We start from the raw sequence: 26,117 nt of genomic DNA on the forward strand, positions 1-26,117 counted from the left end.
CGGGGCGGTACCCGGCCGTGGTCCGCTCAGCCGAAGAGGCCGCCGCCGTGGCCGGCCGACTGGCCGCCGCCGGTGCCGCCGATGAGGCCGCCGGGTGGCAGCTCGGAGGGCTGGACGATGACGAAGCCGCGGCCGGAGAACGCGAGGGTGCTCGCCTCGCCGGTGCTGCGGCCCATCAGCCTGCCCAGACCGAAGGAATCGTTGCGCTTGATCCCGGTCTGCAGGCTCGACGACCACGCGACCGCGGCGTTCGGGTCGGCGTAGGTGGCCTGGTCGACGGTGAGGACGACCGGGGTGCCGTGCGTGGTGATGGCGATGCGGCCCTGGCCGGTGAACACGCAGTTGAACAGGCCCGCGTTCGAGGCGTAGCCTGCCGCGCCCTGCACCCGGCCGATGTCGTAGCGCAGGGTCGAGTCGAAGGCGAGCACGTTGGCGCCGTTGATGGTGAGGCCGTCGGAGCCGTCGAGATCGATGATGTGCACGTCGGCGGCGCTGTTGGCCAGGAACAGGTCACCGCGCCCGCTCACCTTCATCAGCGGCACGCCCTCGCCGGTCAGGTGCTGACGAATGGCGCGGCCGATGCCGCCCGAGCCGAGCGCCTGGAACTGCAGCTCGCCCTGGTAGGCCACCATCGACCCGGCGCGGGCCAGCACCTCGCCGTTGAGGCCGACCTTGACCATCTTGCCGCCCTGCTTCTGGATGCCGAGGCCGTTGACCTCGGCGTGCGCGGGATTGAACAGGTCGCTGTGCACGGGCTGGGCTCCTTGCTGGGAGGCGTACGAGGGTTGCTGCGCGGGTGCTGCGGGAGGGGCGGGCGGTGGGGCCATCTGGCCGGGCTGCTGCCCGTAGCCGGGTTGGCCGGGTGGCGGGGGAAAGCCGGGCGCGGCGGGGTAGGGCTGCCCCGGTGGGGACGGCGGAAACCCGGCCTGCGGCGGGACCTGGCTCGCGGGCGGGAACTGGCCGCCGGGCTGCGGGGCGGGCGCGGGCGGAACCGGCGGCGGCGCGGGCGCTGGCGGCGCCTCGGGTTCGTCGTCGAGGTTCACCCCGAAGGCCGAGGCGATCCCGGCGAGCCCGTCGTCGTAGCCCTGCCCGATCGCGCGCACCTTCCACGCGTCGTTGCGGCGGTAGATCTCCACGCACACCACGCCGCTCTCGGTGGTGAGCCCGGGAATCGCGAAAGTGAGGGTGTCGGAACCGGATCCGATGGTGGCGGTGAGCTGACCGACCGCGGCGAAGGTGGCCGGGCCGCGTCCGTCCAGGCTGGCGGTGACCACCACCTTGTCGACGTCGGCGGGCAGGGCCGAGGTCTGCACCTGCACCACGTCGGGCCCGCCGTTGCCGTGCCGGTAGACCACGCCGGGCCCGGTGGGCTGGTTGAAGAAGACGAAGTCGGCGTCGGAGCGCACCTTGCCCGCGCTGTTCAGCAGCAGCGCGGAGACGTCGACCGAGGCCGAACTCGCCACGGTCACGGTGAGCTGATCGCCGGGCGCCGGCCGGTTCTCACCGGGTGCCAGCGCGGTCACGACACAGCACCCGGGGCTCGGGTGGATTGTCCGATTCGCAAGTCATCCACGACTCGATAGTGCCGTGTGCGCGGCCGCCGCGCCAGCGTGGCCGGTCGAGGTCGCGGTGCGGCCGCGTGGCGCGGTTTGCCACGAAATGGCCGGTGTGAGAGCTTGGAAGTGAGCCCGCGTCGATGCGTGCTCCCGGACGAGAGGGCCGTACCCGGCGTGCGACAAGACGACCCACGGAGGTCGTGATGTCTGTGGCGTGGATCGTTCTCGTGGTGTCCGGTGTCCTGGAGGCGGTGTGGGCCACCGCGCTGGGCAGGACCGAGGGTTTCACCCGGTTGGTGCCGTCGCTGGTGTTCGCCGTGGCGCTGCTGGCCAGCATGGCGGGGCTCGCCTACGCGATGCGTTCGCTGCCCGTCGGCACGTCGTACGCGGTGTGGGTCGGGATCGGCGCCGTGCTCACCGTCGTCTACGCGATGGCGACCGGCGCGGAGCCGGTGACGCTCTGGAAAGTGCTGTTCCTCGTGATGATCGTCGGCGGTGTGGTCGGGCTGAAAGCCGTCCACTGATCCTGGTCGTTACCGCTGCGAACGGCCCTACCGCGCAGTAGGCTGCGGCCATGAGCTCCGCCGTCCATGGATTCACCGATGACGCACTCGGCACGTCGGACGCGGTGGGACTCGCCGCCGCCCTGCGCGCGGGGGAGGTGAGCAGGGCCGAGGTGATCGCGGCCGCGATCGCGCGTACCGAGCGGGTCGACCCCAGCCTGGACGCGGTCCAGCTGGCCTGTTTCGAGCGGGCGAGCGCCGCGCCGGAGACCGCGGGCGTGTTCGCGGGGGTGCCCGCGTTCGTCAAGGACAACACCGACATCGCCGGGCTGCCCACCTGTCACGGATCGGCCGCGTTCACCCCGCGCCCGGCCACCGCGACGGCCGGGCCGGGCGCGCAGTTCCTGCACTCGGGTGTGGTCGTGCTCGGCAAGTCGACGCTGCCGGAGTTCGGGCTCACCGCCAGTACCGAATTCGTGCACCGGGCGCCGACGCGCAATCCGTGGAATCCGGAGTACTCCGCGGGCGCGTCCTCGGGTGGGTCGGCGGCGCTGGTCGCCGCAGGGGTGGTGCCGATCGCGCACGCCAACGACGGCGGCGGCTCGATCCGGATTCCGGCGGCCGCCAACGGCCTGGTCGGGCTCAAGCCCACCCGCAACCGGCTGCTCGACCAGCCCGGCGCCAGGCAGTTGCCGGTGCACCTGGTCGCCGAGGGCGTGGTGACCAGGTCGGTGCGCGACACCGCGCACTACCTGGCCGCCGTCGAGCAGTACCGGCCGAATCCGAAGCTGGCGCCGATCGGGCTGGTCGAGGGGCCGGGCACGCGCAAGCTGCGGATCGGGCTGATCACCGAGGACGTCCTCGGCAGGCCGGTGCATCCGGACAACGGCGCCGTCCTCGCCTCCGCGGTGGCGATTCTCGAGGGCCTGGGCCACGAGATCGTGGCGACCGGGCTCGACGTGGATCAGCGGTTCGTGGAGGACTTCAAGCGGTACTGGGCGGTGATGGCCGGCGCCATGACCCTGTCGTTCCGGCTCGGCCACCGCGGCCACTTCGATCCGGGCAAGCTCGATCCGTTCACCAGGGGCCTGATCGGGCTGACCGCCCGCAATCCGCTCGGCGCCGCCGCGGCGGCCTGGCGGCTGCGCTCCGGAACCGCCGCCTACGACCGGCATTTCGCCGATGTCGACGTGCTGCTCACCCCGGTGCTCTCGCACCCGGCGCCGCGCATCGGGGAGCTCGCGCCGGGGCAGCCGTTCGACGAGTTGTTCGCCAAACTGGTCGACTACGTGGGTTTCACGCCGCTGAACAATGTCGGCGGCGGTCCCGCGGTGTCGGTGCCGCACGGACTGCTCCCGCACGGACTGCCCGGCTCGGTCCAGTTCGCGGGCAGGCGCGGTGACGAGCGGACCCTGCTCGAACTGGCCTACCAGCTGGAGGCGGCGAGCCCGTTCCCGCGCATCGTCGACAGTTCCGCCGCCGAGGGCGCCGCCTGATCAGCTCTGGCGCACAGCGACATTGATCGGGCGCAGCCGCCCGGGGCTCACGGTGCCCGCCTCGAACGCCCAGTGTTCGCCGTGCCAGCTCGGGAATTCGGCGTGCCAGCGGCCGATCAGCCGCGGATCCTCGAGCGAGGTGATGACACCGGCCGAGCCGGTGTACTGCAGACGCTCGTACTTGTGCCGGGTGATGGTGTCGACCGTGGCGAGCGTGGCGAGTGAAGACATGACGATCCTGTCGGAAACGAGATGGTGGCTGACGTGACGAGAAAGCTCCGGACTCCAGTGGTCCGGATGCCGCGGTGGCGCGTCACCGCTCGAAGCCGAGTATGCCGCGCGCTGTGAGAGTACGCGCACACTTTTGAAAATCCTGTACTCCGAATTAACGGGTACCTGTCATCGAGCGTTGTCGGTCACCACGACGGCCGGACCCGGCCCGGGGTGACCACGCGCGCGAGGCCGTCGCGGATCTGCGCGAGCGCGTTCGGGCCGAGCGTGTGCGACCAGCGCGCGGCGAATTCCGCGAGCGCGGCGTCGGCGGCCCGCGTGCACGCCCAGCCCCGGTCGGTGAGCGTGATCAGCCGGGCGCGCGCGTCCCGTGGATGCGGGTTGCGGTCGGCGTAGCCCTTGGTGACCAGCTCGTCGACGAGCTGGCTCGCCGCCTGCTTGGTGACGCCGAGGTGCTCGGCGATCTCGCCGATCGTCGCGCCGTCGGGCGCCATCCGGACGAAGGCGAAGCCGTGCGCGGGTCGCACGTCGGTGAATCCCGCCGCGAGCACCCCGGCGTTGACCGCGTCGGTCACCTCGGCGGCCGCGGCCAGCAGCAGCAGGGGCAGATCGCAGGCGGGCGGGGGTTTCTCGGGCACGGCCGACATTCTGGCACTTGACATGTTGGTCAATCTACTTGACTATATGGACAAGTAGCTTGACTTTATGAGGAGCCGCACATGCCCGTCTTCCCTGCCGACCAGGCCGATGTCCACGAGATCCACAACGCCCGCTTCACCTCGCTCATCCGCCCCGGCCGCGGCAGTGCCGAACTCTGCGTCTGGCGGACCGAGGTCGCGCCCGGCTCCGACGGAGTGCCGCACCGCATCCTCGGGGAGGAGGCCTTCGTGCTGCTCTCGGGCGCGGTGACCATGACGATCGACGGCGAGTCGACCCCGATGGCGCCGGGCGACGCGGCGGTCGCTCCCGCGGGTGCGACGATCGGGTTGAGCAATGCGACGAGCGTGCCCGCGGTCCTGCTCGTCACCGTCCGCGCTGGGTTCGCCGCGGAGTTGCCCGACGGCTCGACTTTCGTCCCGCCCTGGGCATCCTGAGCCGTCAGCCAGGCTGTTCCTGGCCCTGAACTTGAAAGTTCGGTTGCCCGAACAATATAATTCTGGAATGAAGGTTGGGTTTCGGGTCGCCGCCGCGGCTGTGCTGAGTGTTCTGGCGGTCGCGCTCACCGCCTGTGGGGGCGTCGCCGCCGAGGACGACGGAAAGAAGGTGGTGCTCACCACCTTCACCGTGCTCGCCGACATGGCGCGCAATGTCGCGGGGGAGCACCTGCGGGTCGAGTCGATCACCAAGGCGGGCGCCGAGATCCACGGTTACGAGCCGACGCCGGGCGACATCAAGAAGGCCGCCAAGGCCGATCTGATCCTGGACAACGGTCTCAACCTGGAGGCGTGGTTCGCCCAGTTCGTCGCCGATCTCGATGTCCCGCACGCGGTGGTCAGCGAGGGCGTCGCGCCGATGGACATCAGCGAGGACGCCTACCGCGGCAAGCCCAACCCGCACGCCTGGATGTCGCCGGTGAACGCGCAGATCTACGTCGACAACATGATCCGCGCGTTCAGCGACCTCGATCCCGAGCACGCCGAGGCCTACCGCGCCAACGGAACCGCCTACAAGACCCAGCTCGGCGCGGTCCGCGACGACCTGGTCGCCGCCGTGAACACGCTGCCCGCCGACCAGCGGGCCCTGGTGACCTGCGAGGGTGCGTTCTCCTACTTGGCCCGCGACGCCGGGCTCACCGAGAAGTACATCTGGCCGGTCAACGCCGAGCAGCAGGCCACCCCGCAGCAGATCGGCGCCACCATCGATTTCGTCCGCCAGCGTGGCGTGCCCGCGGTGTTCTGCGAGTCGACGGTCTCCGACGCGCCCATGCAACGGGTGGTCGAGGCCACCGGCTCGCGTTTCGGCGGTGTCCTCTACGTGGACTCGCTGTCGGAGGCCGACGGCCCGGTGCCGACCTACCTCGACCTGATCCGCCACGACGCGACCACCATCGCCACCGCGCTGGCCGGGGCTCCGCGATGACCACCGCGCCCGTGGTCGAGATCCAGGACGTGACCGTCCACTACGGTGACGTCCTCGCCCTCGACAACGTCGAACTGACCCTGAAATCCGGCCGGGTCTGCGGCCTGATCGGGATGAACGGCTCCGGTAAGTCGACGCTGTTCAAGACCGTCATGGGTCTGGTCACCCCTGATCGCGGCCGCGTGCTGATCAACGGCCGTGCGCCCGCCGCCGCGCGCAAGGCGGGCAGCCTCGGCTACGTGCCGCAATCGGAGGACGTGGACTGGAGCTTCCCGCTCTCGGTCCGCGATGTCGTGCTGACCGGCCGCTACGGGAAGATGGGCTTCACCCGCAGGGCGAGCAGGGCCGACCGCGCCGCGGTGGCCGACGCGCTGGCCAGGGTGGACCTCACCGACCTCGCCGACCGCCAGATCGGTCAGCTCTCCGGCGGCCAGAAGAAGCGCGCGTTCGTGGCCCGCGGCATCGCCCAAGAGGCCACGATCCTGCTGCTCGACGAGCCGTTCGCCGGCGTCGACAAGCGTTCGGAGGCGACCATCACCCGATTGCTGCGCGACCTGGCCGCCGACGGCGCCACCATCCTGGTCTCCACGCACGATCTGCACGCCCTGCCGCAGCTGGCCGACGAGGCGGTGCTGCTCAACCGCAGGGTGCTCGAGCACGGCGATCCCGAGGTGGTGTTGCGCCCGGAGAACCTGGCCAAGGCCTTCGGCCTGGACGTGGACGAGTGAGGACACGATGAGTCTCGAAGAGTTCTTCCTCGACCCGCTGCGCTACGAGTTCATGGTGCGCGCGCTCGCGACCACGGTCACCGCGGCCGTGGTGTGCGCGGTGCTCTCGTGCTGGCTGGTGCTGATCGGCTGGTCGCTGATGGGTGACGCCGTCTCCCATGCCGTGCTGCCCGGCGTGGTGCTGGCCTACATCGTCGGCTGGCCCTTCGCCGTCGGCGCGGTGATCTTCGGTTTCCTCGCGGTCGCGCTGATCGGCGTCGTGCGCGACACCAGCAGGGTGAAGGAGGACGCGGCGATCGGCATCGTGTTCACCACGCTGTTCGCGTTCGGCCTGGTCCTGGTGTCGGTGACGCCGAGCCAGACCGACCTCAACCACATCGTGTTCGGCAACCTGCTCGGGGTGGGCCGTGGCGAGATGGTCCAGATCATGATCCTGGCCGCGATCGTGCTCACGGCACTGGTGCTCAAGCGCCGCGACTTCACGCTCTACGCCTTCGACGCGACCCACGCCCACGCCATCGGCCTGAATCCGCGTGTCCTCGGCACCGCGTTGCTGGCGCTGCTCGCGCTCACCTCGGTGGTGGCGTTGCAGGCGGTGGGCGTGGTGCTGGTCGTCGCGATGCTGATCATTCCGGGCGCGACGGCGTATCTGCTGACCGACCGGTTCTCCCGCATGCTGCTGATCGCGCCGACGGTCTCGGTGGTCTGCGCGGTGACGGGGCTCTACGTCAGCTACCACCTCGACACCGCGGCAGGCGGCATGGTCGTGGTGACCCAGGGCGTCGCGTTCACGCTGGTGTACCTGTTCGCGCCCCGGCACGGCATCATCGGGCGCAGGCTCTCCGCGGCGCGCGCCAGGGCGAAAGATCCTGTCGCGAGCTGAATTTCGGCGAAAACGCGCCGCGACGGCCGTCCGCGCCGCACGATGTCACTGGAACGTGTTTCAGTCGTGCGTGAAAGGTCGTCTCGGATGCTCGGTCTCGGGATAGTCGATGCCGCCGCGTTGTCGGCGGACGCGCCGGACGGTCGCCCGCGCCCGGTGCGGCGCGCCGTGCAGCTGGCGGCGTGGCAGGCCGTCTACTGCGTGGTGCTCGCCGTGGTCACGGTGGCGGCCACGGCGCTGTTGCCCGCGGACACGCCGCTGCCGGGCTACCTGGGGATCGCCCCGCTCACCGCCGTCGCGGCTCTGCTGCTCGCCCTGCTCACGCTCGGGTTCTCCGCGCGCTCGCGCTACGCGCACGCGGCGGGCTGGTACGCGGCGGCGCTGGTCGTGCTGGTCGGGGCCTTCGGCGTGCTGACCCTGCCCGCCGTCGTGGTGTCGGTGGCGGTGATCGTGCTGCTCGACCGGCCTGCGGCCAAGGAATGGTTCCGGGTCGAGGACACCCCGGAGCCGCTCGCCTTCCGCAACCACACCACCCGGGTCCCGGCGCTGCTGCGTCCGCTCGCCGGTCCGCTCGGGGCGGGCTGGAAGACCCTGCTCGCCGAAGGGTGACCTCGCTTCCTGTCGGTCCCGGCTGGCAGGATGAAGCCATGGAGGTCACTGGGGAGGATGTTCGTGCGGTCGTCGCCTCGCTGCCCGAGACGGTCGAGCAATTCGCTTGGGGCATGCCCATTTTCAAGGTCGCGGGCAAGCTGTTCCTGACGCTGCCCGAAGAGGAGACCTCGATGGCGGTGCGCTGCCCGATCATCGATCGCGACGAACTGGTGCTCGCCGAGCCCGCGAAGTTCTGGATCGCCGACCACGAGGCGGGCAATCCGTGGGTGCGGGTGCGCCTGGCCGCGCTCGACGACCGCGAGGAACTGGCCGCGATCGTCACCGACTCCTGGCGGCTGGCCGCACCCCGGGCGCTGCTGGAGGACGCCGGGAGCTGACCGGTAGGCTCGGAGCTCCTATGGCACTCAGCGCAACCCTGCACCACTTCGCCGTCCAGCTCGCCGACGTCGATCGCGGCGTCTACGAGGACCTCGAACTGCGGGTCGCCCGCCATCCCTCGGAGACCCTCGAGTACATGCTCACCCGCATCCTCGCCTACTGCCTGCAGTACGAGGAGGGCATCGCGTTCAGCGACGGCGGCATCTCGGCCACCGACGAACCCGCCGTCCAGATCCGCGACCTCACCGGCCGGACCACGGCCTGGATCGAGGTCGGCGCCCCCGACGCCGAGCGTGTGCACCGGGGCAGCAAGCTGGCAGGCCGCGCGGCGGTCTACACCCATCGCGACCCGGCCAAGGTGCTGGCCCAGTACGCGGGCAAGAAGATCCACAACGCCGAGTCGATCCCGCTCTACAGCTTCGACCGCGCCTTCGTCGACGCGGCTGTCGCGCTGATCGACCGCCGCAACACCGCCACCCTTTCGGTCACCGAGGGCGTGCTCTACCTCGACCTCAACGGCACGAGCCTGCGCTCGGAGATCACCGAACAGCCGCTGGCCTGAGTCGCGGAAAGACCCTGGGCGAGAGGGTTACCCTGGCAGCGACGAGCGGAGGAACGGGTGACAAGTGTGATGAGCCGGGTGGTGATCCCGCGATACCTGCGGCTCACCCGCGCCAACAGTGCCTATGTCGACGCGGATGCCGCGCGGGCGCGGGTCCGCGAGCGCAGCCTGCGACCGCTGTCCTACGCGCCGCCGCGGCGCCTGCGCGGTGTCGAGGTCACCGTCGCCGAGGTGGACGGCTGGCCGGTCTACACCCTCACCCCGGCCGACGGGGTGTCGCGCGGCGGGCTGGTCTACGCCCACGGCGGCGGCTGGGTCGGTGAGATCGCTTCGCAGCATTGGCATCTCGCGGCCAGGCTCGCGGCGCAGGTCGGCCTCACGGTCACGGTGCCGATCTACCCGCTCATCCCCACCGGTACCGCCGCGACGGTGATTCCCCGGGTGGCGGAGCTTGTGTCGGCGAGCAGCGAGCGCTGTGGTCCGACCTTCCTCGCCGGCGACTCGGCGGGCGGCCAGATCGCCCTGTCCACCGGCCTGCATCTGCGCGACACCGGACGGCCGAACCCGCCGCGGATCGTGCTCATCGCCCCCGCGCTCGACCTCACCCTCGAGAACCCGCAGATCGAGCTGGTGCAGCCGCGCGACCCCTGGCTCGGCAAGCCGGGTGGACTGGTGTTCGGCGAACTGTGGAGCGGTGAATTGCCGATGAAGGATCCGATGGTGAGTCCGCTGTTCGGCGACTTCACCGGCCTCGGCCCGATCACCCTGTTCACCGGTACCCGCGACATCCTCAACCCCGATGCCAGGCTGCTGCTCGGCAAGGCGCGGGCTGCGGGCGTCGACATCGATTTCCACGAGGGCCACGACCTCGTGCACGTCTACCCGCTGACGCCGAGCCGGGAGGGCGAGGCCGCCCGGCGCCACATCGTCACCACCCTGCGCGGTGATCTCGCCCGGCTCAGCGCTGGGCGAGGTGGTGGTTGAGCAGGATGGTCAGCTGGGTGACGGCCTGGTCGAACGGGTGGGCCGATTTGAGCGCCCGGCTGTGCACGATCGTCCCCTCGATCGTGGTGAGCAGGAAACCGGCGATGGAGACGGCGCTGGCCCGCTCGATCCCCGCGGCGACCAGCCCGTCGGCCAGCCGCGCGGTCCATTCGGCGAAGGCCTGACCGGCGATCGACTGCACGGCCGGGTCGAGTTCGTCCAGGGCCGCGGCCATCATGAACGAGCCGGCGCGGTAGTCGGACTTCTCCAGCGGGATGCGCCAGAAGGCGAACAGCTCGGTGAGCCAGTGCTGGGCTGACGGCGCGGTCTGCAGCGCGTCGGCCATGGCGCTGACGTGCGAGTACACCAGTCGCGACACGATGCGGGCCGCCGTCTGCACCAGCTCGCCCTTGCCGGAGGGGAAGTGCTGGTACAGCGAATTGCGCGAGGTGTTGCTGCGTTTGAGGAGTTCGCTCAGCGCGGCGGCGTGGACACCGTGCTCCTGAACGGTACTGATGGTGTGTTCGATCAGTCGGGCGCGTGGTCCGGCCGCCATCCGATTTCCTCCCAAACCCTTGATTGAACCGATCGGTCCATGTTAAACCTGATCCAGCGTGAACCGATCGGTTCATTTGGAGAGGATGCCATGCCCACCCCCATCGCCACCGCAGTTCCGGTCACCCATACGGGAATTCTCGGCCTGGGCGTGTACCGCCCGCGCCGGGTCGTGCCCAACGCGGAGATCGTCGACGCCATCGATTCCTCGGACGAGTGGATCCGGACCCGTTCCGGCATCGCCGCCCGGCACTGGGCCGAACCCGACGAGACCATCGTCGGCATGAGCGTCGCCGCGGCGCGCGACGCGCTCACGGCGGCGGGCCTCGACGCCGCGGAGGTCGACGTGGTCGTGCTCGCCACGTCCTCGCAGATGGTCCTCGGGCCCTCGGCGGGCGCGGTGGTCGCCACCGAGCTCGGCATGCACGACACCGCCGCCTACGACGTGTCCGCAGGCTGCGCGGGGTTCTGTTACGCGCTGGCCGACGCGGCGAATCTGGTGCGTTCAGGCCAGGCCAGGAACGTGCTGGTGATCGGGGTGGAGCGGCTCTCGGACCTGCTCGACACCACCGATCGCAGCTGCGCGTTCATCTTCGCCGACGGTGCGGGGGCGGTGGTCGTCGGCGCGGCCGAGCAGGAGGGGATCGGCCCGGTCGCCTGGGGTTCGGACGGCAGCCGCACCTCGGCGATCAAGCAGGACAAGGATTTTCAGGAATACTTCGCCGAGGTCGCCGCCGCGGAGGCCAGTGGCGGCACGTCGGTGCGCCCGTACATCAGGATGAATGGCACCGAGGTGTTCCGCTGGGCCGTGACGTTCCTGGAGAAGGCGTGCCGCGACGCGCTCGATCGCGCGGGTGTCGCCGCGAGCGATCTCGACGCCTTCGTCCCGCACCAGGCCAACATCCGCATCACCGACGCCCTGATCCGCACCCTCGGCCTGCCGGACACGGTCGCCGTCGCCCGCGACATCATCGAAACCGGCAACACCAGCGCCGCCTCCATCCCCATGGCCATGGAGCAGCTGATCCGCTCCGGCGGCGCGCAGCCCGGCGACACGGCCCTGCTGCTCGGGTTCGGCGCGGGCCTGGCCTACGCGGGCCAGGTCGTGCATCTGCCCCCGATCGCCTGAGACTCAGGCGATCGGCGCGGGATCGAAACGGGCTCAGGCGGTGGGCTGCGGCGTGCGCTGGGACTTGTTGTCCCTGACGGGGATCGCGTACGCCGCGCCGTCGCGGATGCCGAATTCGAAGCGGCACGGGAAGAGGGAGGGTAGGCCGGTGGAGCGTAGGTCGTAGTTCGCGGCGAGGGTCTGCATGGCCCAGTTCTGCAGGGAGTCCGGCAGGCGCAGGGTGGTGCCGTCGACGCACGAGACGTAGGCGTGCGTTCGCTCGCCGTCGATGGGCAGTGGGTTGCGCAGGCGGACCGCGCCGATTTCCAGAATGCGGCCTGCGTTGTGGGCAGAAGCGACGCTCGGCAAATCCAACTCGATGTCGTCCATGCGGGAAACCGTAACGCAGCAACTATCCAGGGAACACGGAAATCGAGAGCCCTTGACCGATCTTCGCAAACCTCGCCGCGGGGGCGATCAGGGCGCCGTCCAGACCTGGGCCATGGTGAACGGCTGACCGCGCAGGTGCGCCCACTTCGGCTTCACCGTCAGCCAGGTGTCGTCGACCAGGGCCTCGCGCAGCTCGCTCAGCCGCAAGCCCACGCCGACCCCGGCGCCGACGTGGTCGCCGACCAGGTGCAGATGGGTGCTGATCGCCAGCGGCTCGCCGGACCCCGTCGTGTAGTGCGTCGGCATCCCCGTCACCATCATGAACTGCGGGTGATAGCTGACCAGGACGAAGCGGCCGCCCGGCGCGACGAGCCTGCGCGCCTCGGCGTAGAACGGCGCCAGGTCGGGCAGGTGTTCGTCGACCAGCGCGCAGATCACGAGATCGTAGGCGCCGCCGGGCAATCCGCTCTCGCGCACATCGGCCAGGGCGAGCGTGGTGTGCGCCCCGCGCTCGGCGGCCAGCGCCAGCATTCCGGAGCTGGTGTCCACCCCGTCGATCTCGGTGACACCGTGCGCGCGCAGCCATCCGCCGGTCCGCCCGGTGCCGCAGCCGAGATCGGCGGCCCGCCCGATCCGGCGCCAGTCGACGTCGAGCCGCTCGAGCAGGGCCAGGTCCATCTCGTCCATGACGGTCTGTTCGTAGGTCGCCGACCACCCGTCGTAGCCCGTGACCACGTCCACCGTGCGGTAGTTCCGGCGATCGAAGTCCGCGAAGCTCGGCATGTCGTCCAGTATTCCGCATGCCTCTATCGTTGACGGATGAGTGGATCGACCGTGCTCGACGCCAGGGCGCTCAATCGCGCGACGCTCGCCCGCCAGTTCCTGCTCGAGCGCGCCGAGATCCCGGCGCTCGACGCGATCACCCACCTGTGCGGTGTGCAGGCCCAGGAGCCGCAGGAACCGTTTCTCGGATTGTGGTCGCGGGTCGAGGATTTCGCGCCGAAGGAGCTCGACGCTCTGCTCACCGGACGGCAGGTGGTGCGCGCCCATCTCATGCGCCGCACCGTGCACCTGGTCGCCACGGCGGACGCGCTGGCCTGGCGGGCCAGGCACGACGGCATGCTGCGGCAGCGCGTCCTCACCACCTACAAGCGGGAACTCGACGGCGTCGATGTCGACGAACTCACCGCCGCGGCGCGTGCCCTGCTCGCCGACGGCGAACCGCGCTCGATGGGCGAGACGGCGCGAGCGCTGGCCGACCGGTGGCCCGCGGCGAGCCCGAGGGCGTTGGGGGAGTTGGTGATCGCGGCCCTTGTCCCGACCGTGCAGCTGCCGCCGCGCGGGCTGTGGCAGGTCAAGGCCGGGGTGCGCAACGTGCCGATCGAGCAGTGGCTCGGCCGCACCGTCGATCCGGCGGCTCCGGACGGCACCGACCCCGTCGGCGCCGACCTCGTGCGGCGCTACCTGGCCGCCTACGGCCCCGCCGCCTCGGCCGATCTGCGCGCCTGGTCCGGGCTGACCGGTCTGCCCGCCGCGGTGGCCGCGGTGCGCCCGGAACTGATCACCTTCCGCGACGCGCGCGGCCGCGAACTGCTCGACCTGCCCGACGCGCCGCGCCCCGACCCGGAAACCCCTGCGCCGCCGCGTTTCCTGCCCGCCTTCGACAACGCGATCCTCGGCTACGACGACCGGAGCCGGATCATCGACGACGCCGATCGCGGCATGTCGGTCGCCGGCGCCCGCGTGGTGCTGGTCGACGGCCGGGTGTCGGCCTCGTGGACCGTCGACGACGGCGTCGTGACGGTCGCTCCGCTGCGCGCGTTCACCCGCGCCGAAGCGCGCGAGGTCACCGAGGAAGGCCAGCGCATGGCAATGTTCTTGTCCGGCAACGACAGTGACCGCGTCCGCATTCTGTGACGGTCGCGCGCGCGAATATTGCGAACAGTTTGCGATGACTGTCACGTCACCGCAAAGAGCCCGAAAGGTTCCCGTCTCGCGAGCTTCATCGTCGGGCCGTGGCGCGGTCCTCAGCGCGCCATCGGCGGGCGGAAAGCTCGGCTGAGCCGTCGACGCGCCCCCGTACGGGTGGCCTGCGCCGACAGGTGTGACCGCTCGAACCTGATGAGGGGAAGTATGAGAATCAACCGTATTCGCGGTACCCGTGGCCTGCGTGCCGCCGGCACCGGTGTGGCCGTGCTCGCGCTGGGCGCCCTGGTGGCCGGTACCGCGGGCGCCGACGCGTTCGTTCCGCTGCCGGACGGCGAGCGGGCCGGGCCGGGTGTCACGGTGAAGCGAACCGGTGAGCGCGCCCTCGTCTCGCCGTCGCTGGCCGCCAACGGCGCGGGCCGCGTCGCCTGGGTCTCCGGCACCGTGACCGCCGACGTCACCGCCACCCCGGAGGGCGAGGTCGGCCCCTACAACGGCCCGGCCGACAAGCCCGGCTCGAACAACTCCTCCACGCACGGCGCCTCGCAGCTCAACACCGGCTACATCGTCGGTTGCCAGGTGGCGATCGGCGACGACGCCATCTCCGCGGGCCTGTCCGGCGGCATCGACCTGTCCGGCGGCAGCCTCGGTGGCTCGGTGGGCCTCGACCTGGGCCCCGGTGAGGTGAAGTTCGTCCAGATCGAGAAGAAGGACATCCTGAAGGCCGGCACCTACTCGGTCGAATACCAGGACGTCGAGATCGAGGTCCAGGGCTGCGGCGGCTACGCGCAGGCCCGCTCGTACAGCGTCGTGGAGATCATCGGCGACCACTACTCCAAGACCACGCTCTACGGTGCCCCGTTCAGCATCGGCTGAGCGCCCGCAGAGACCGACTTCGATCCGAGGGATGACACACATGATCGACCGTAAGAATTCGGCCCGCCTGGCCGGGCTGGCCGGTGCCGCCGCCGTGACGCTGGGCCTGCTGTCCACCGGTGCGGCCAACGCCGACACCTTCGTCCCGCTGCCCGGCGGCGAGGTCGTCAAGACCCTGTCCGACGGCACCACCGTCACCGTGCGCCTGGTCGGCGAGTCGGCCAACATCAACCCGTCGATGGGCTCGACGCCGGTGCACCGCAACGCCTGGGTCTCGGGCAGCGCGCAGGTCGAGGTGGCCGGTGACAACGCCAAGGGCGGCAAGATCTACCCCGGCTACGTCGTGGGCTGCCAGGTGAACATCGACGGCGGCGGCGTCGAGGGCGGCGTCGAGGGCGAGAGCAGCTGGGACGGCGAGGACGTGAGCGTCGGCGCCTCCAGCGGCGCCGAGCTCAGCCTGGGCCCCGGCCAGGCCACCTCGTTCTACGTGCTCGACATCGAGAAGGCCGACGACTACGGCAACGAGGACCACGGCACCAACAACAAGTTCAAGGGCAAGAGCGGCTCGGTGACCTGGGCCGACTCCACCATCGGCCTGTCCGGCTGCGGCGGCTACGCGCAGGCGCGCGCGTTCGTGAAGGTCAAGGTCGAGACCGAGAACGTGAGCTCGACGGTCACGCTGTGGGGCCAGCCCTTCAGCATCGGCTGATCTCGGTCACATCCGAGGAGCGGGCCCGGCGCGACACGCGCCGGGCCCGCTCTCGTGTCGGGGTGTGGTCACCGGAATCGGCTGTCGCCCAGGGCATCCGGACATCTGGTCCGTCGGCGGCGCGGTCGCCGCGCGATGGTTGTCCTCCTCCGAACCGGTGCCGCGCCGGCCCGATCCGGTGACCGGCACCGAGAATCCCAACGCTTCGTTGCGACGGCTCCGCCGGTTACTTTGCGATCGTGTGACAAATGTTCGCTATCGCGGGCATGGTCAGCACGAAGCGCGCGCCGCCGCCGGGACGGTCGGTGCAGCGCAGGGTGCCGTGGTGCCCGGCGACGGTCTCGGCCACCAGGGCCAGGCCGATGCCGGTGCCGCCGGTCGCCCGCGAAGCGGTCACGAAGCGTTCGAAGATCCTGGTCCGGTCGGCCGGTGCCACGCCAGGCCCCGCGTCGTCGACGATCACCGCGATGTCATCGCCCTGCCGCTCGACCACGACCGCGACCAGCCCGCCGCCGTGCCGGTCGGCGTTGCCGAGCAGATTCACCAGCGCGCGTTCGAGTTCCATCCGCCTGCCCCTGACCATCCCCGCGTCACGCACGTCGAGCAGTTCCGGCGCCTCGTCCCGGCTGGCCAGCAGCTGGGTGAGCAGTTCGGCCAGCGACAGCGGCGCCGGCTCGGAGCGGTGGATGCCCGCCTCGGCGCGGGCGAGCGCGAGCATGTCGTCGAGCAGGCCGCGCAGATAGGCCGTCTCCTCCTCCAGCAGTCCCAGCGCGGCCCTCGGTCGCTCGGACAGTTCCTCGCGGTAGCCGGCCAGCACGGTCGCGGTGGTGGTGAGGGTGGTCAGCGGGGTGCGCAGTTCGTGGCTGAGGTCGGAGACCAGGCGCCGCTCCCGCTCGATCCGGTGCTGCAGGGCGTCGACCATGGCGTTGAAGGCGTCCACCGTCGTCGACAGATCCCGGTCGGGTGAATTCGGCAGGCGCAGTTCGTGTTCCCCGGAGGAGATGCGCGAGGCGGTGGCCGCCACCTGCCGCAGCGGGCTCAGCGCGCGGTGGGCCGCCCACGCGCCGACGGCACCCGCCACCGTCACCGACAGCGCCGCGCAGGCGAGCAGGATCGTGCGCAGCATCCGCAGGGTGGACTCGAGTTCGTTCAGCGGCGCGAACTCGTAGAGGACCGCGCCGTCCTCGACCGGCGCCCACACCCGCAGGTACGGTTCGTCGCCGATCCGCACCCTGGTGGCGGTCTTCGGGATGGGCACGCTCGGATCGATGACCGGTGGCGTCACCGGCGTCAGCCCGTCGTCGGCGCCCGCGATCGACCAGCGCCCGTCCCGGTGCAGCAGCGCGAGGGTGCCGGTGGACAGGTGCAGCCGGTCGACCGCCTGCTCGCCGGTGACGCCGGGATGCTCGAGCCGCAGGCGCAGCAGTTCGGCGTGGATCTTGACGGCGCGTTCGACGCTGCGCACGCGCTGCGATTCCATGTAGCCGGTGCTGATGCCGTACACCGAGCCGGCCAGCACGAGCGCCACCAGGGCCGCGCCGAGCACGAACGCGGCCATCACCCGGCCGCGCAGGCCGCGCGAGCGCCACAGCCAGGGGAGGGCCAGGTCAGCCCTGGACATCGAGCCGGTAGCCGAGCCCGCGCACGGTGACGATCAGCCGCGGATCGGCGGGATCGCGTTCGATCTTGGTGCGCAGCCGCCGCACGTGCACGTCGACGATGCGTTCGTCGCCGAAGAAGCCGCGGTCCCAGATCTTCTCCAGCAGCACCTGCCTGCTCAGCACCAGGCTGTCGTTCTGGGCGAGCTCGCACAGCAGCCGGAACTCGGTCAGGGTCAGATGCACCTCACCGCCGTTGAGCCGCAGCGAGCCGCGCTCCGGGCACAGGATCAGCCGCCGGTCGAGCGCGGCGTCGAGCAACAACTCGGTGACGTCGCGCTCGGTGCTGTTCCTGGTGCGCCGCCGCAGCGCGCGGATGCGCGCGGTGAGTTCCTTGACCTCGAACGGCTTGGTGACGAAATCATCGGCACCCGCCTCCAGTGCCGCCACCACGTCGTGGGTGTCGTCGCGGGCGCTGACCACGATGATCGGCACGTCGTGCTCGCGGCGGACCTCCCGGATGCAGGTGAAGCCGTCCATGCCGCCGAGCATCAGGTCGACGATCATCACATCGGGCGCCCCGAGGTCGCGTACCTGGTCCAGCGCCGCCTCGGCGCGTTCGGCCTCGGCGACGACATAGCCCTCGTCCTCCATCGCCAACCGCAGCGACGTCCGGACCCGGGTGTCGTCCTCGACGATCATCAACTGTGCGCTCATCACATACCCTCCGCTACGGCAACCACCGTAGCCGGGCCGGGTATCCGCGCTGGTTACTGGATGGCGAAGCGCAGCAGCGCCTGCCGATCGCCCTGCTTGATCTTGCCCTTGCGGTCGAGGACCTCGAGCTGCCAGACCGGGCCGTTGCGGAAGGCGCGGGCGATCGCGTTGGCGTTCTCCGCGCCGAGCAGCGAGGGCCAGATGTCGGCGACCGGCTGGCTGTCGGCGCCGGTGGCGTCGTAGATCTTGAACGAGACGTTGTTGGCCTTCTCGAACGAGCTGCCCTTCTTGAACGCCGCGGCCACGAACACGATGGCGTCGATGCCGGTGGGGATCTGGGCGAAGGTGACGTGCACGGTCTCGTCGTCGCCGGTGGCCGCGCCGGTCTGCTCGTCGCCGGTGTGCAGCACCGCGCCGTTGCCGAGCGGGTCGAGGGAGTCGAGTCCGGCGAAGCGCACCGGCTCGCCGCCCTGCAGGAGCACGGCGATCAGGTCCAGGTCGACGCCGCGCTTGCGCCGCGCCATGCCGAGCAGGCCCCCGCTGGAACCGGCCGACGGGTCCCAGCTCACCCCCACGCTCATCTTGGTGATGCCGGCGAGGTCGGCCGCGCCGTCTTCCTTCTTCAGCGTAATCACGATCCCAGGCTACGGACTCGCGGGGCTGGGTGCAGCGCAACGGATTTCGCCTGGTCGGTGCAGTTCGCCGCCACGCGCCGCGCGCCGATGTATACCGCACCGCCGCGCCGTGGCGCACAATGATCGAATTGTGTGGGAGCGAGCATTGCCGGGGCTGCGGCAGTTCCGGGGATACCAGCGCACGTGGCTGCGGTCGGACGTGGTCGCGGGTGTCACTGTGGCCGCTTATCTCATTCCCCAGGTGATGGCCTACGCGACGGTGGCCGGGCTGCCGCCGGTGGTCGGGTTGTGGGCGACGATCGCGCCGCTGGCGGTGTATGTGCTGTTGGCGACCTCCCGGCAGCTGTCGGTGGGGCCGGAGTCGACCACCGCGCTGCTCACCGCGGTGGCGCTGGCTCCGCTGGCGGCGGGCGATCCGCAGCGCTATGCGGCGCTGGCCGCCCTGCTCGCGTTGCTGGTGGGTGGGTTGTGCCTGCTCGCCTCGGCGGCCCGGCTCGGCGTGCTGGCCGATCTGCTGTCGCGGCCGGTGCTCGTCGGCTATCTGGCGGGGACCGCCGGGTTGATGATCGTCTCCCAGCTCGGCAAGGTGACCGGTGTCGAGGTCGAGGGGGAATCGGTGACCGCGCAGCTCCGGTCGTTCGCCGCGAACGTGGACGGCTGGCACCCGGCCACGGCGGTGTTGGCGGCGACGGTATTGGCGATGCTGCTGATCATGGCCAGGTGGGTGCCGAAGGCACCTGGCCCGCTGCTGGCCGTGCTGGCCGCGACGGCGGCGGTCGCCGTGTTCTCGCTGGAGCGGTTCGGGATCGAGGTGATCGGGGAGGTACCGGCCGGGCTGCCGGTGCCCGGTCTGCCGAGTATCGCGGTCGCGGATGTGATCGCCCTGCTCCTGCCCGCGGCCGGGATCGCGGTGGTCGGGTTCTCCGACAACGCGCTCACCGCGCGGGCCTTCGCCGCGCGGCACGGCGAGCGGGTGGAGGTCAACACCGAGCTGGCCGGGCTCGGCGCGACGAACGTCGCGGCCGCGCTGACCAATGGCTTCCCGGTGAGCTGCAGCGGCAGCCGCACCACCATCGCCGACCTGATGGGCGCGCGCACCCAGCTCTACGCGGTGGTGACGCTGGTGTCGGTGCTGGTGGTGCTGTTCGGGGCGACCGGAGTACTGGCCCAGTTCCCGACGGCCGCGCTGGGGGCGCTGGTGATGTACGCGGCGCTGCGGCTGATCGATGTGCGGGAGTTCCGCCGGATCGGCCGGTTCCGGCGCAGCGAACTGCTGCTCGCCCTGGTGACCACGGCCGCGGTGCTGGTGCTCGGCGTCCTCTACGGCGTGCTGGTGGCCGTCGCCCTCTCGGTGTTCGACCTGCTGCGCCGTATCGCGCGCGGCCACGACGCGGTGCTCGGCTTCGTGCCCGACCTGGCCGGAATGCACGACGTGGACGACTACCCGGCGGCGAAACCCCTACCGGGACTGGTGGTCTACCGCTACGACGCGCCCCTGTTCTTCGCCAACGCCGACGACTTCCGCGAGCGGGCGCTGGCCGCCGTCGACTGGTGGGCCGAACGCAGCGGCGAACCCGTGCGCTGGTTCGTCCTCAATGTCGAGGCCAACGTCGAGGTCGACCTCACCGCCCTCGACGCCGTCGAGCAGGTGCGATCCGAATTGGCCGCGCGCGGCATCGTTTTCGCGATGGCCCGCGTCAAACACGACCTGCGCACCGACCTCGACGCCTTCGGCCTGACCGCCCGAATAGGCCCCGACCACCTGTTCCCCACCTTGCCCACCGCGGTCGAAGCCTTCCGCGCCGCACAGGACCCGGACCCGGCCGCCACCTGACGGGTGGTTCGGCGGGCAGGGGTCCTGCGGCAACGGTGCCGCGATGCGGGTCGCCCCACCCTTGCTCGGCGCACCCCTCGCGGAGGTTGTGCAGGAACTGGGTAACGGGTCACGGGTGCAGGCCCAGGACACGGTGCCGTTCGCCTTGTGGGTCGCCGCCACACAACTCAACGACTATCAGGCCGCGATCGCCGCCTGCGTCGAAGCCGATGGTGATATCGACACCACCTGTGCCATCGCCGCGGGAATTGTCGCCGCGCACACCGGGGTCGGCACGGCGACGGGCGTCCCGCCGGCCGGGCTCGCCGCCCGGGAACCGCTGCCCGCCTGGGTCGACGTCGGCGATCGAACGCGGCGCTCGACGCGGAATCGGACCAGATGAAGGGCTCGGGCGCCGATCAGTACGAACGCTGAGCGCGTTGTTCGGCGGGGCTCGCGGGGCGGTCGGCTGCGCACCGGGAACGTCGCCGGTGGTGACGCGTGTGCGCAGTGCCGACCGACGCGACATCGCCCGCCCGGGGAGCACGGGCGGGCGGCGTCGTCGTGGGGCTGTTCGCTACGCGAGCGCGGGTGCCATGGCGCGGCGGCGGGGTTCCAGGGCGGCGGCGACCAGGTAGCTGCCGCCGCCGGCGAGGGCCAGGACCCAGTAGGGGCTGGCGCCGTCGAGGAACAGGGCGGCCGAGGAGGTCAGGGCCAGCCAGGCGCCGAGGGCGTATTGCAGGACGTCGCGGTAGGCGGCGCCGCCCGCGAGGTAGAGCAGGCCGACGATGAGGCCGGAACCGGTGGGCCACAGCAGCATCTTCAGATCCGGTTGCGCCAGAGCCGAACTCAGGGCGGTGATCACGAAGAACAGTGCGCCGAAGCCGATGAGCCAGGACACGGCGAGCAGATTGCCGACCACCGCCTCCCGCCCGGTGGCGCCGCGCTGGGCCCGCATCGTCACCACGCTGGTGACGATCATCGCCGCCAGCAGCCCGCCGATCAGCAGCACGCTCGGCAGTGCGGACGGCAGTCGCAGCAGCGGATCGGCGCCGTGGGACAGGGCGTAGGCGCCGTGCCCGAGCAGCCAGGCGAGCCCGAAACTCAGATAGGAAGGACGGTTGTCGAGCAGCACGCGCAGGGCGGACGGACGGGACTCGGTGGTGGAAAGGTGCTGGGACATCACGGTTCTCCTCGATGGCGAGTGTGGATGGGGCAATGATCAGGTCGGCGCTGTCGCGGCCCACGACGTCGGTTCCGGCAAGTTTCGGGGGATGCGACGGCTCGGGAAGGGCATGGTGGCCAGGCCGGTCGGTGTCGGGCGCGACACGTGCGCCGGTGTCGGATAGAGGGTGCTGAGGACGGAGTCGAGCCTGGGTCAGGCGACGAGGACGACCTTGCCGACCACGGTGCTCGACTCGGCGAGCGCCAGCGCGCGGGCGGCTTCGGTGAGCGGGACGCGGGCGGCGACCTGGGCGCGCAGTTCCCCGCGCGCGGCCAGGTCGAACACCTTGCCGAGGTCCTCGGCGATGCGGGCGCGGAAGCGGGGCAGGTCGCGCTTTCCCGTCCACAGGTTGAAGAAGTGGGCATGTCGCTTGTTGGGCAACGTGTTCCAGAGCAGCAGCCTGCCCAGCAGTTTCAGCACGGGCAGACGGGAGTTGCCCTCGTCGTTCTTGGTGGCCGCGGTGCCGTAGGAGACCAGGGTGCCGTGCTCGGCGAGCAGGGCGAATGAGTCGGTGATGCCGGGCCCGCCGACATGATCGAAGACCGCGTCGACGCCGCCGGGGGCCAGCTCCCGAACCTGGCGCGGCACGTCGCCGCGGTAATCGATCCAGGTCGCGCCCAGTGCTCGCACCGCTTCGGCATTGCGCGCCGACGCCGTCCCGAGGACGCGAATCCCGTTGGCGCGCGCCAACTGCACGAGCGTGGAGCCGACACCCCCGTTGGCGCCGTGCACCAGAACGGTCTGCCCCGGCGCGACTTTCGCGGTGCGGAACAGCATCTGCCAGGCGGTGATCCCGTTGACCACGAAGGTCTCCGCGGCGGCGGCGTCGAGCGCGGCGGGCACCGCCACCAGATCCGCGGCGTCGAGCACGGCGTGGCTGGCCCAGCCGCCGATCTTGGTCAGCGCGGCCACCCTGGTGCCGAGCAGCGCCGCGTCCACGCCGGCGCCGACCTCGGCGATCGTGCCGACCAGGTCGTAGCCGGGCACGAACGGGAAGGCGGGCTGGTCGTAGTACTTGCCGCGGCGCATCTGCTGCTCGGCGAACGAGACGCCGCTCGCCTCGACCCGGACCAGGGCCTGGCCCGCCGCGGGCGTCGGCAGTTCGCGCCGGGTGACGAGCAGGCCGTCGGGCTCGACGCGGCCCGGCAGGACGATTTCGGTGACGGTGGTGGACATGGCGTAACTCCTAGTGTGTGACTGGTCAATCACTCGGTGGGCCGAAAAAATGCCCCGGGCGGGGCATGGCTGGTCAGCGGGGTTGGGGGTGGCGGATGCCCTTGGTGACGATCTGAGCCCAGGGGCTGGTGTCGCCGTCGAGGTCGAGGGTGGTGATCAGGTGGCACAGCTGCCCGAAGGCGATGTAGCGCTGCACCAGATCGTCCTCGGCGCCGGAGCGCTGCTTGGCCAGGTCGGTGACCTTGGCCAAACCGTCGCGCATCGCCTGCCTGATCTCGGGGACATCGGCGACCGAGAGGGCGTGCACCTGCAGCATGAGCAAGTTCTTGTCGCCGATCAGCTCGGCATAGGCGCCGCCCATGTCGTAGAGGATCTGCTCGGGCGTCGCGTCGGCCGCGGCCCTGGCCGCACCGGACGACATCGCCGCCGCGATCTGCTCGAAGCACCGCTCCAGCGCCGCGACGAACAGGGCGACCTTGCCCTCGAACAACTTGAACACATAAGCGGGGGAGATCTGCGCGGTCGCCGCCACCGTGGTGATCGGCGTGCCGTGGTAGCCCGTGCGGGCGAACTCCACGATCGCGGCGTCGACGACGGCGTCGCGCCGGAGATCCGATCGGGAGAGTGTGGCTCCGCTCTTGCTCATGTGAGTGACTGTACACTCACTCTTTTCTGGCGTCAATACCTAGAGGGGGCCGTCGCGCCACCAGCGGTCGAACAGGTCCTGGCCGGAGGCGCCGCCGGTGACGGTGAGCGCGCAGTTCGCTCGCGGACCGTCGGCGAAGCTGAGCTGCAGCTCGCCGGCGGGGAGGTCGACATCGGTCGTGTCGCTCCAGCGGATGTGTCCGCGGCCGCTCGCGCGCTGCCAGTCCTCGTCACCGATGAGCTTGGTCGCGCGCGATGACGGCTTGAACTCCTCGACGGGTTCGTCGGTGCCGCACTGCAGGATCAGGCGGGAGACCGGGTCGCGGTTGCCGTTGCAGGCGAGCGTGTGGGTCGAATAGCGGGTTTCGCCCGCGTCGATGGGGCGCAGTTTCTCGTCGACGGGTGTGCACAGGATGCCCTGAAAGCCAGTGTCCACCTGAGTCTTCGGCAGAAAGCCGGGGAACGCGTCGATCACCCACTGGTGCGCGGCCCAGGAATTCGGATCGAGCGGCACCGCCGAGGAGGTGGGTCCCGACGCACCCGGTGTGGACGGGGCGCGGTTCAGCACGACGACACCCGCCACCGCGAGCGCCGCCACGGCGGCCACGGCGCCGAGTGCGATGCCGAGGCCGCGGCGCCGGCTCGATCGGCCGCGCGGCACCGATTCCGCCTCGACTCCCAATGCCCTGGCCGCCGCGCTCGCGAGCTCACCGCAGCTCGCGTAGCGCCGCTGTGGATCCTTGGCCATCGCGCGGGCGATCACCTCGTCGATCGCGCGCGGCAGGTTCGCGACGGCGCTCGGGCGCGGGGGAGGTTCGGTCAGGTGTGCCGCGATCACCGCGTCGACGCTCGCGCGCGGGAACGGTTTCGCGCCGGTCAGCAGCTCGTACAGGGTGCACCCCAGCGCGTAGACATCGGCGCGCGGATCGACCGCCGCTCCGGTCAGCTGCTCCGGGGCCGCGTAGGCGACCGTCGCGAGAATCGTCCCCGCCTGGGTCAGCGTCGTGCCCGCGACCGCCTTGGCGATGCCGAAATCGGTGACCGCGACCCGATCCGGTTGTCCCGGAATCACTTCCACGAGGATGTTGGCCGGTTTGACATCGCGGTGCAGCATCCCGGCCCGATGCGCGTGATCGAGCCCGCGCGCGACGCCGGTGATCAGGTGCGCGACCCGCGCCGGGGTCAGCGCACCCTCGCGCAGGAGCGTGGCGGCATCGGGGCCGTCGATGAACCGCATCGCGATCCACAGCTGACCGTCCTCGATGCCCCGGTCGTAGACCCCGATGATGTGGGGGTGCTCGAGCTGGGCGGCGAGTTCGGCCTCGCGGACGAAACGCGCACGGAACTCGGGGTCGGCGCCGAACTCCGCCGCGAGCACCTTGAGCGCGTCGCGGCGCGGGAGCCGGGGATGGGCGGCCACATAGACCGTGCCCATGCCGCCGCTGCCGAGCACCCGCTCGATCCGGTAGCCCGCGAAGACGGTGCCCGGCGGCAGGATTCGCCTAGCCACTGCGCACCAGCAAGGCATATTGCGCGGCCGTGCGCTGCTGAACGTTCGCCGGGCTCCAGCCGGTGAGCGCGGCGGTGTACCTGCCGTAGAGCACGTGACAGCCCGCCTGGTGCGGCGACGCGGGGTCCGAACGGACCTTCGTGCAATACACGTCCGGCACCCCGGCGGGGCTGTCGATGAGCTCGGCGGGGTTCACCTTCTGCCGCTCCAGCTCGAACACCTTCCGCGCGCTGACCGCGTCGGGAAACCGCTCGAGCACATCGAAGTCGTTGATGGCGACGATCTCGATCGGGTCCTTGAATCCGTAGTGCTTCATCAGCCGGGTCGCCCGTGGCCCCAGGACCACGCCGTAGACGGACAGCGCGGCCGACCAGCCCGCGTTGGTGTCGACATCGGAGCTGACGACCGTCGGATAGGTCCATCGTCCCGGCCCGAAGGGCAGCAGCCGTGCCTGCATGCCGTCGCGGTCCAGCGGCAGGGTGTCGAAATCCTCCGGTGGGGTGCCGCGGAAATCGCCGAGCCGGGGGATCTGCGCGTCGAACACCCTGCGCACCGTGCCCGTCAGCACCTGCTGATCCGGACTGGTGTGCGCGGCCAGCGCGCTGATGACGAACGAGCCGTGGGCATAGGTGGCCGCCATGGTCGGCACGCTCGGCCGCCAGTGCGCGAACGCGCCCGGGTACCCCTCGATGCGCACGTCGACGTTGTCCGGGCTGATCGCGGCATCGGTCGCGTTCATCTGCCTGGCGGCCAACCGGGCCGACCGGTCATCGGGAAAACGCAGCAGCAGCACCGTCAGCAGACGCGAGGCGCCGACCTCCGGCCGCTTGCCCAACAGGTTGACATCGCTGCCGCTGACCGCGAATCCGGCCAGCATGCCGTGCGATTCGAGCGCCTCGCGCACCCGCTCGGCGAGGATGCCCGCCGCGGTCAACGGCGTCGGCAGCGGCGCGGTCCGTTCCTGGACACCGTAGGTCAGGGTCGGATCGACCTCGACGGGGTCGAGCATGACCTCACCCATGCGCACCGACTCGAGCACGCGGCCGTACTTGTCGTTGCTGGTCGTCGGCGCCGTCATCGGGTCGCTGCCGTGCGAGCCCACGTCCAGGGCGGCCAGGTGGACCTGCTGCGGCACCGGTTCGCCGTGGCGGACACACCCGCTCAGCACTGTCAGCGCCGCGGCGACGGCGAGCACGGTCCGGAATCGTTGCGACACCATCGT

30 protein-coding genes and 1 riboswitch are annotated in these 26,117 nt (G+C 70.8%); of the genes, 16 read left to right on the top strand and 14 right to left on the bottom strand.

The window, feature by feature from the left end:
• Positions 1-26 precede the first annotated feature (26 nt).
• Positions 27-1,523: an AIM24 family protein gene (locus AB0H56_RS06085; RefSeq protein ID WP_357157976.1), complete on the bottom strand. Its 1,497-nt coding sequence runs from the start codon at positions 1,521-1,523 to the stop codon at positions 27-29.
• A 158-nt stretch (positions 1,524-1,681) separates the two neighbouring features.
• Positions 1,682-1,750, top strand: a riboswitch (guanidine-III (ykkC-III) riboswitch).
• A gap of 15 nt (positions 1,751-1,765) precedes the next feature.
• Here AB0H56_RS06085 and AB0H56_RS06090 point away from each other — a divergent pair.
• Together AB0H56_RS06090 and AB0H56_RS06095 are read left to right on the top strand one after the other, a co-directional pair.
• Entirely contained in the window at positions 1,766-2,080 is a 315-nt protein-coding gene (locus AB0H56_RS06090; RefSeq protein ID WP_357159175.1) for an SMR family transporter, read from the top strand.
• 50 nt (positions 2,081-2,130) lie between these two features.
• Entirely contained in the window at positions 2,131-3,555 is a 1,425-nt protein-coding gene (locus AB0H56_RS06095; protein ID WP_357157979.1) for an amidase, read from the top strand.
• On the opposite strand, the gene AB0H56_RS06100 is transcribed toward AB0H56_RS06095, so the two are convergent.
• Positions 3,556-3,786 carry a hypothetical protein gene (locus AB0H56_RS06100; RefSeq protein ID WP_357157982.1) on the bottom strand — a complete coding sequence of 77 codons (231 nt, stop codon included), beginning with the start codon at positions 3,784-3,786 and terminating at the stop codon, positions 3,556-3,558.
• A gap of 185 nt (positions 3,787-3,971) precedes the next feature.
• Complete coding sequence (locus AB0H56_RS06105; protein WP_357159178.1) at positions 3,972-4,433, bottom strand: MarR family transcriptional regulator; 462 nt, start codon at positions 4,431-4,433, stop codon at positions 3,972-3,974.
• A 72-nt stretch (positions 4,434-4,505) separates the two neighbouring features.
• Between AB0H56_RS06105 and AB0H56_RS06110 the strand changes: the two genes are divergently transcribed.
• The 8 genes from AB0H56_RS06110 (at position 4,506) to AB0H56_RS06145 (ending at position 10,012) form a co-directional block, all read left to right on the top strand.
• Positions 4,506-4,880 carry a cupin domain-containing protein gene (locus AB0H56_RS06110; protein WP_357157985.1) on the top strand — a complete coding sequence of 125 codons (375 nt, stop codon included), beginning with the start codon at positions 4,506-4,508 and terminating at the stop codon, positions 4,878-4,880.
• A gap of 67 nt (positions 4,881-4,947) precedes the next feature.
• On the top strand, positions 4,948-5,865 hold the full coding sequence (locus AB0H56_RS06115) for a metal ABC transporter substrate-binding protein (RefSeq protein ID WP_357157988.1): 918 nt from the start codon (positions 4,948-4,950) through the stop codon (positions 5,863-5,865).
• Complete coding sequence (locus AB0H56_RS06120; protein WP_357157991.1) at positions 5,862-6,593, top strand: metal ABC transporter ATP-binding protein; 732 nt, start codon at positions 5,862-5,864, stop codon at positions 6,591-6,593. Before AB0H56_RS06115 ends, AB0H56_RS06120 begins: the two co-directional genes overlap by 4 nt.
• Before the next feature lie 7 nt (positions 6,594-6,600).
• Positions 6,601-7,476, top strand: coding sequence for a metal ABC transporter permease (locus tag AB0H56_RS06125; RefSeq protein ID WP_357157994.1), 876 nt, complete (start codon positions 6,601-6,603; stop codon positions 7,474-7,476).
• Between the two features lie 87 nt (positions 7,477-7,563).
• Positions 7,564-8,085 (top strand): hypothetical protein, encoded by a 522-nt coding sequence (locus AB0H56_RS06130; protein WP_357157997.1) that lies wholly within the window; start codon positions 7,564-7,566, stop codon positions 8,083-8,085.
• A gap of 38 nt (positions 8,086-8,123) precedes the next feature.
• Positions 8,124-8,465, top strand: a complete 342-nt coding sequence (locus tag AB0H56_RS06135; protein WP_357158000.1) for an MmcQ/YjbR family DNA-binding protein — start codon at positions 8,124-8,126, stop codon at positions 8,463-8,465.
• 20 nt (positions 8,466-8,485) lie between these two features.
• Positions 8,486-9,028 (top strand): YaeQ family protein, encoded by a 543-nt coding sequence (locus tag AB0H56_RS06140; protein WP_280346685.1) that lies wholly within the window; start codon positions 8,486-8,488, stop codon positions 9,026-9,028.
• A gap of 57 nt (positions 9,029-9,085) precedes the next feature.
• Complete coding sequence (locus AB0H56_RS06145; RefSeq protein ID WP_357158003.1) at positions 9,086-10,012, top strand: alpha/beta hydrolase; 927 nt, start codon at positions 9,086-9,088, stop codon at positions 10,010-10,012.
• Here the strand turns inward: AB0H56_RS06145 and AB0H56_RS06150 are convergent.
• Positions 9,987-10,568 (bottom strand): TetR/AcrR family transcriptional regulator, encoded by a 582-nt coding sequence (locus tag AB0H56_RS06150; RefSeq protein ID WP_110041488.1) that lies wholly within the window; start codon positions 10,566-10,568, stop codon positions 9,987-9,989. The two genes, AB0H56_RS06145 and AB0H56_RS06150, sit on opposite strands and share 26 nt — an antisense overlap.
• Before the next feature lie 90 nt (positions 10,569-10,658).
• On the opposite strand from AB0H56_RS06150, the gene AB0H56_RS06155 reads away from it, so the two are divergent.
• Positions 10,659-11,696: a beta-ketoacyl-ACP synthase 3 gene (locus tag AB0H56_RS06155; protein ID WP_357158007.1), complete on the top strand. Its 1,038-nt coding sequence runs from the start codon at positions 10,659-10,661 to the stop codon at positions 11,694-11,696.
• Positions 11,697-11,729: 33 nt separating this feature from the next.
• Here the strand turns inward: AB0H56_RS06155 and AB0H56_RS06160 are convergent, their stop codons facing one another.
• Together AB0H56_RS06160 and AB0H56_RS06165 are read right to left on the bottom strand one after the other, a co-directional pair.
• Positions 11,730-12,065: a hypothetical protein gene (locus AB0H56_RS06160; protein WP_357158010.1), complete on the bottom strand. Its 336-nt coding sequence runs from the start codon at positions 12,063-12,065 to the stop codon at positions 11,730-11,732.
• An 87-nt stretch (positions 12,066-12,152) separates the two neighbouring features.
• Positions 12,153-12,848 carry a class I SAM-dependent methyltransferase gene (locus AB0H56_RS06165; protein ID WP_357158013.1) on the bottom strand — a complete coding sequence of 232 codons (696 nt, stop codon included), beginning with the start codon at positions 12,846-12,848 and terminating at the stop codon, positions 12,153-12,155.
• A 36-nt stretch (positions 12,849-12,884) separates the two neighbouring features.
• Between AB0H56_RS06165 and AB0H56_RS06170 the strand changes: the two genes are divergently transcribed.
• From AB0H56_RS06170 to AB0H56_RS06180, 3 genes are all read left to right on the top strand, one after another.
• The gene (locus AB0H56_RS06170; RefSeq protein WP_357158016.1) at positions 12,885-13,982 is read left to right on the top strand and encodes a winged helix DNA-binding domain-containing protein; all 1,098 of its coding nucleotides are present in this window, start codon (positions 12,885-12,887) and stop codon (positions 13,980-13,982) included.
• Positions 13,983-14,198: 216 nt separating this feature from the next.
• Positions 14,199-14,867 carry an MspA family porin gene (locus tag AB0H56_RS06175; protein ID WP_280346678.1) on the top strand — a complete coding sequence of 223 codons (669 nt, stop codon included), beginning with the start codon at positions 14,199-14,201 and terminating at the stop codon, positions 14,865-14,867.
• A 40-nt stretch (positions 14,868-14,907) separates the two neighbouring features.
• Complete coding sequence (locus AB0H56_RS06180) at positions 14,908-15,576, top strand: MspA family porin (RefSeq protein ID WP_110041494.1); 669 nt, start codon at positions 14,908-14,910, stop codon at positions 15,574-15,576.
• Between the two features lie 226 nt (positions 15,577-15,802).
• Here AB0H56_RS06180 and AB0H56_RS06185 read toward each other — a convergent pair whose 3' ends face one another.
• From AB0H56_RS06185 to AB0H56_RS06195, 3 genes are read right to left on the bottom strand one after another with little or no spacing between them, the layout of a single operon-like run.
• On the bottom strand, positions 15,803-17,197 hold the full coding sequence (locus AB0H56_RS06185; RefSeq protein ID WP_357158020.1) for a HAMP domain-containing sensor histidine kinase: 1,395 nt from the start codon (positions 17,195-17,197) through the stop codon (positions 15,803-15,805).
• Positions 17,184-17,891 (bottom strand): response regulator transcription factor, encoded by a 708-nt coding sequence (locus tag AB0H56_RS06190; protein WP_357158023.1) that lies wholly within the window; start codon positions 17,889-17,891, stop codon positions 17,184-17,186. The genes AB0H56_RS06185 and AB0H56_RS06190 overlap by 14 nt, the downstream gene beginning before the upstream one ends.
• Positions 17,892-17,944: 53 nt before the next feature.
• Positions 17,945-18,526 (bottom strand): TerD family protein, encoded by a 582-nt coding sequence (locus tag AB0H56_RS06195; RefSeq protein ID WP_357158026.1) that lies wholly within the window; start codon positions 18,524-18,526, stop codon positions 17,945-17,947.
• A gap of 130 nt (positions 18,527-18,656) precedes the next feature.
• On the opposite strand from AB0H56_RS06195, the gene AB0H56_RS06200 reads away from it, so the two are divergent.
• Together AB0H56_RS06200 and AB0H56_RS06205 are read left to right on the top strand one after the other, a co-directional pair.
• Positions 18,657-20,360 (top strand): SulP family inorganic anion transporter, encoded by a 1,704-nt coding sequence (locus tag AB0H56_RS06200; protein WP_357158029.1) that lies wholly within the window; start codon positions 18,657-18,659, stop codon positions 20,358-20,360.
• Between the two features lie 43 nt (positions 20,361-20,403).
• Complete coding sequence (locus AB0H56_RS06205) at positions 20,404-20,742, top strand: ADP-ribosylglycohydrolase family protein (RefSeq protein WP_357158032.1); 339 nt, start codon at positions 20,404-20,406, stop codon at positions 20,740-20,742.
• Positions 20,743-20,916: 174 nt separating this feature from the next.
• Here AB0H56_RS06205 and AB0H56_RS06210 read toward each other — a convergent pair whose 3' ends face one another.
• From AB0H56_RS06210 to AB0H56_RS06230, 5 genes are all read right to left on the bottom strand, one after another.
• Positions 20,917-21,522, bottom strand: coding sequence for an ABC transporter permease (locus tag AB0H56_RS06210; protein ID WP_357158035.1), 606 nt, complete (start codon positions 21,520-21,522; stop codon positions 20,917-20,919).
• A gap of 195 nt (positions 21,523-21,717) precedes the next feature.
• Positions 21,718-22,740 carry a medium chain dehydrogenase/reductase family protein gene (locus AB0H56_RS06215; RefSeq protein ID WP_357158037.1) on the bottom strand — a complete coding sequence of 341 codons (1,023 nt, stop codon included), beginning with the start codon at positions 22,738-22,740 and terminating at the stop codon, positions 21,718-21,720.
• Positions 22,741-22,813: 73 nt separating this feature from the next.
• Positions 22,814-23,386 carry a TetR/AcrR family transcriptional regulator gene (locus AB0H56_RS06220; RefSeq protein ID WP_110041501.1) on the bottom strand — a complete coding sequence of 191 codons (573 nt, stop codon included), beginning with the start codon at positions 23,384-23,386 and terminating at the stop codon, positions 22,814-22,816.
• 39 nt (positions 23,387-23,425) lie between these two features.
• A complete protein-coding gene (locus AB0H56_RS06225) occupies positions 23,426-24,895 on the bottom strand; it encodes a serine/threonine-protein kinase (protein WP_357158041.1) in 1,470 nt (489 codons plus the stop codon).
• On the bottom strand, positions 24,888-26,114 hold the full coding sequence (locus AB0H56_RS06230) for a hypothetical protein (protein WP_357158044.1): 1,227 nt from the start codon (positions 26,112-26,114) through the stop codon (positions 24,888-24,890). The genes AB0H56_RS06225 and AB0H56_RS06230 overlap by 8 nt, the downstream gene beginning before the upstream one ends.
• Positions 26,115-26,117 lie beyond the last annotated feature (3 nt).

The sequence above is a fragment of the Nocardia sp. NPDC050717 genome, assembly GCF_040654275.1.
Lineage (GTDB): Bacteria > Actinomycetota > Actinomycetes > Mycobacteriales > Mycobacteriaceae > Nocardia.

Coding starts and splice junctions, on each gene's coding strand:
- AB0H56_RS06220 (WP_110041501.1), bottom strand. CDS start 23,386: ATGAGCAAGAGCGGAGCCACACTCTCCCGATCGGATCTCCGGCGCGAC.
- AB0H56_RS06125 (WP_357157994.1), top strand. CDS start 6,601: ATGAGTCTCGAAGAGTTCTTCCTCGACCCGCTGCGCTACGAGTTCATG.
- AB0H56_RS06160 (WP_357158010.1), bottom strand. CDS start 12,065: ATGGACGACATCGAGTTGGATTTGCCGAGCGTCGCTTCTGCCCACAAC.
- AB0H56_RS06230 (WP_357158044.1), bottom strand. CDS start 26,114: ATGGTGTCGCAACGATTCCGGACCGTGCTCGCCGTCGCCGCGGCGCTG.
- AB0H56_RS06095 (WP_357157979.1), top strand. CDS start 2,131: ATGAGCTCCGCCGTCCATGGATTCACCGATGACGCACTCGGCACGTCG.
- AB0H56_RS06190 (WP_357158023.1), bottom strand. CDS start 17,891: ATGAGCGCACAGTTGATGATCGTCGAGGACGACACCCGGGTCCGGACG.
- AB0H56_RS06155 (WP_357158007.1), top strand. CDS start 10,659: ATGCCCACCCCCATCGCCACCGCAGTTCCGGTCACCCATACGGGAATT.
- AB0H56_RS06135 (WP_357158000.1), top strand. CDS start 8,124: ATGGAGGTCACTGGGGAGGATGTTCGTGCGGTCGTCGCCTCGCTGCCC.
- AB0H56_RS06185 (WP_357158020.1), bottom strand. CDS start 17,197: ATGTCCAGGGCTGACCTGGCCCTCCCCTGGCTGTGGCGCTCGCGCGGC.
- AB0H56_RS06115 (WP_357157988.1), top strand. CDS start 4,948: ATGAAGGTTGGGTTTCGGGTCGCCGCCGCGGCTGTGCTGAGTGTTCTG.
- AB0H56_RS06130 (WP_357157997.1), top strand. CDS start 7,564: ATGCTCGGTCTCGGGATAGTCGATGCCGCCGCGTTGTCGGCGGACGCG.
- AB0H56_RS06175 (WP_280346678.1), top strand. CDS start 14,199: ATGAGAATCAACCGTATTCGCGGTACCCGTGGCCTGCGTGCCGCCGGC.
- AB0H56_RS06170 (WP_357158016.1), top strand. CDS start 12,885: ATGAGTGGATCGACCGTGCTCGACGCCAGGGCGCTCAATCGCGCGACG.
- AB0H56_RS06120 (WP_357157991.1), top strand. CDS start 5,862: ATGACCACCGCGCCCGTGGTCGAGATCCAGGACGTGACCGTCCACTAC.
- AB0H56_RS06165 (WP_357158013.1), bottom strand. CDS start 12,848: ATGCCGAGCTTCGCGGACTTCGATCGCCGGAACTACCGCACGGTGGAC.
- AB0H56_RS06150 (WP_110041488.1), bottom strand. CDS start 10,568: ATGGCGGCCGGACCACGCGCCCGACTGATCGAACACACCATCAGTACC.
- AB0H56_RS06210 (WP_357158035.1), bottom strand. CDS start 21,522: ATGTCCCAGCACCTTTCCACCACCGAGTCCCGTCCGTCCGCCCTGCGC.
- AB0H56_RS06180 (WP_110041494.1), top strand. CDS start 14,908: ATGATCGACCGTAAGAATTCGGCCCGCCTGGCCGGGCTGGCCGGTGCC.
- AB0H56_RS06215 (WP_357158037.1), bottom strand. CDS start 22,740: ATGTCCACCACCGTCACCGAAATCGTCCTGCCGGGCCGCGTCGAGCCC.
- AB0H56_RS06140 (WP_280346685.1), top strand. CDS start 8,486: ATGGCACTCAGCGCAACCCTGCACCACTTCGCCGTCCAGCTCGCCGAC.
- AB0H56_RS06110 (WP_357157985.1), top strand. CDS start 4,506: ATGCCCGTCTTCCCTGCCGACCAGGCCGATGTCCACGAGATCCACAAC.
- AB0H56_RS06205 (WP_357158032.1), top strand. CDS start 20,404: ATGCGGGTCGCCCCACCCTTGCTCGGCGCACCCCTCGCGGAGGTTGTG.
- AB0H56_RS06105 (WP_357159178.1), bottom strand. CDS start 4,433: ATGTCGGCCGTGCCCGAGAAACCCCCGCCCGCCTGCGATCTGCCCCTG.
- AB0H56_RS06100 (WP_357157982.1), bottom strand. CDS start 3,786: ATGTCTTCACTCGCCACGCTCGCCACGGTCGACACCATCACCCGGCAC.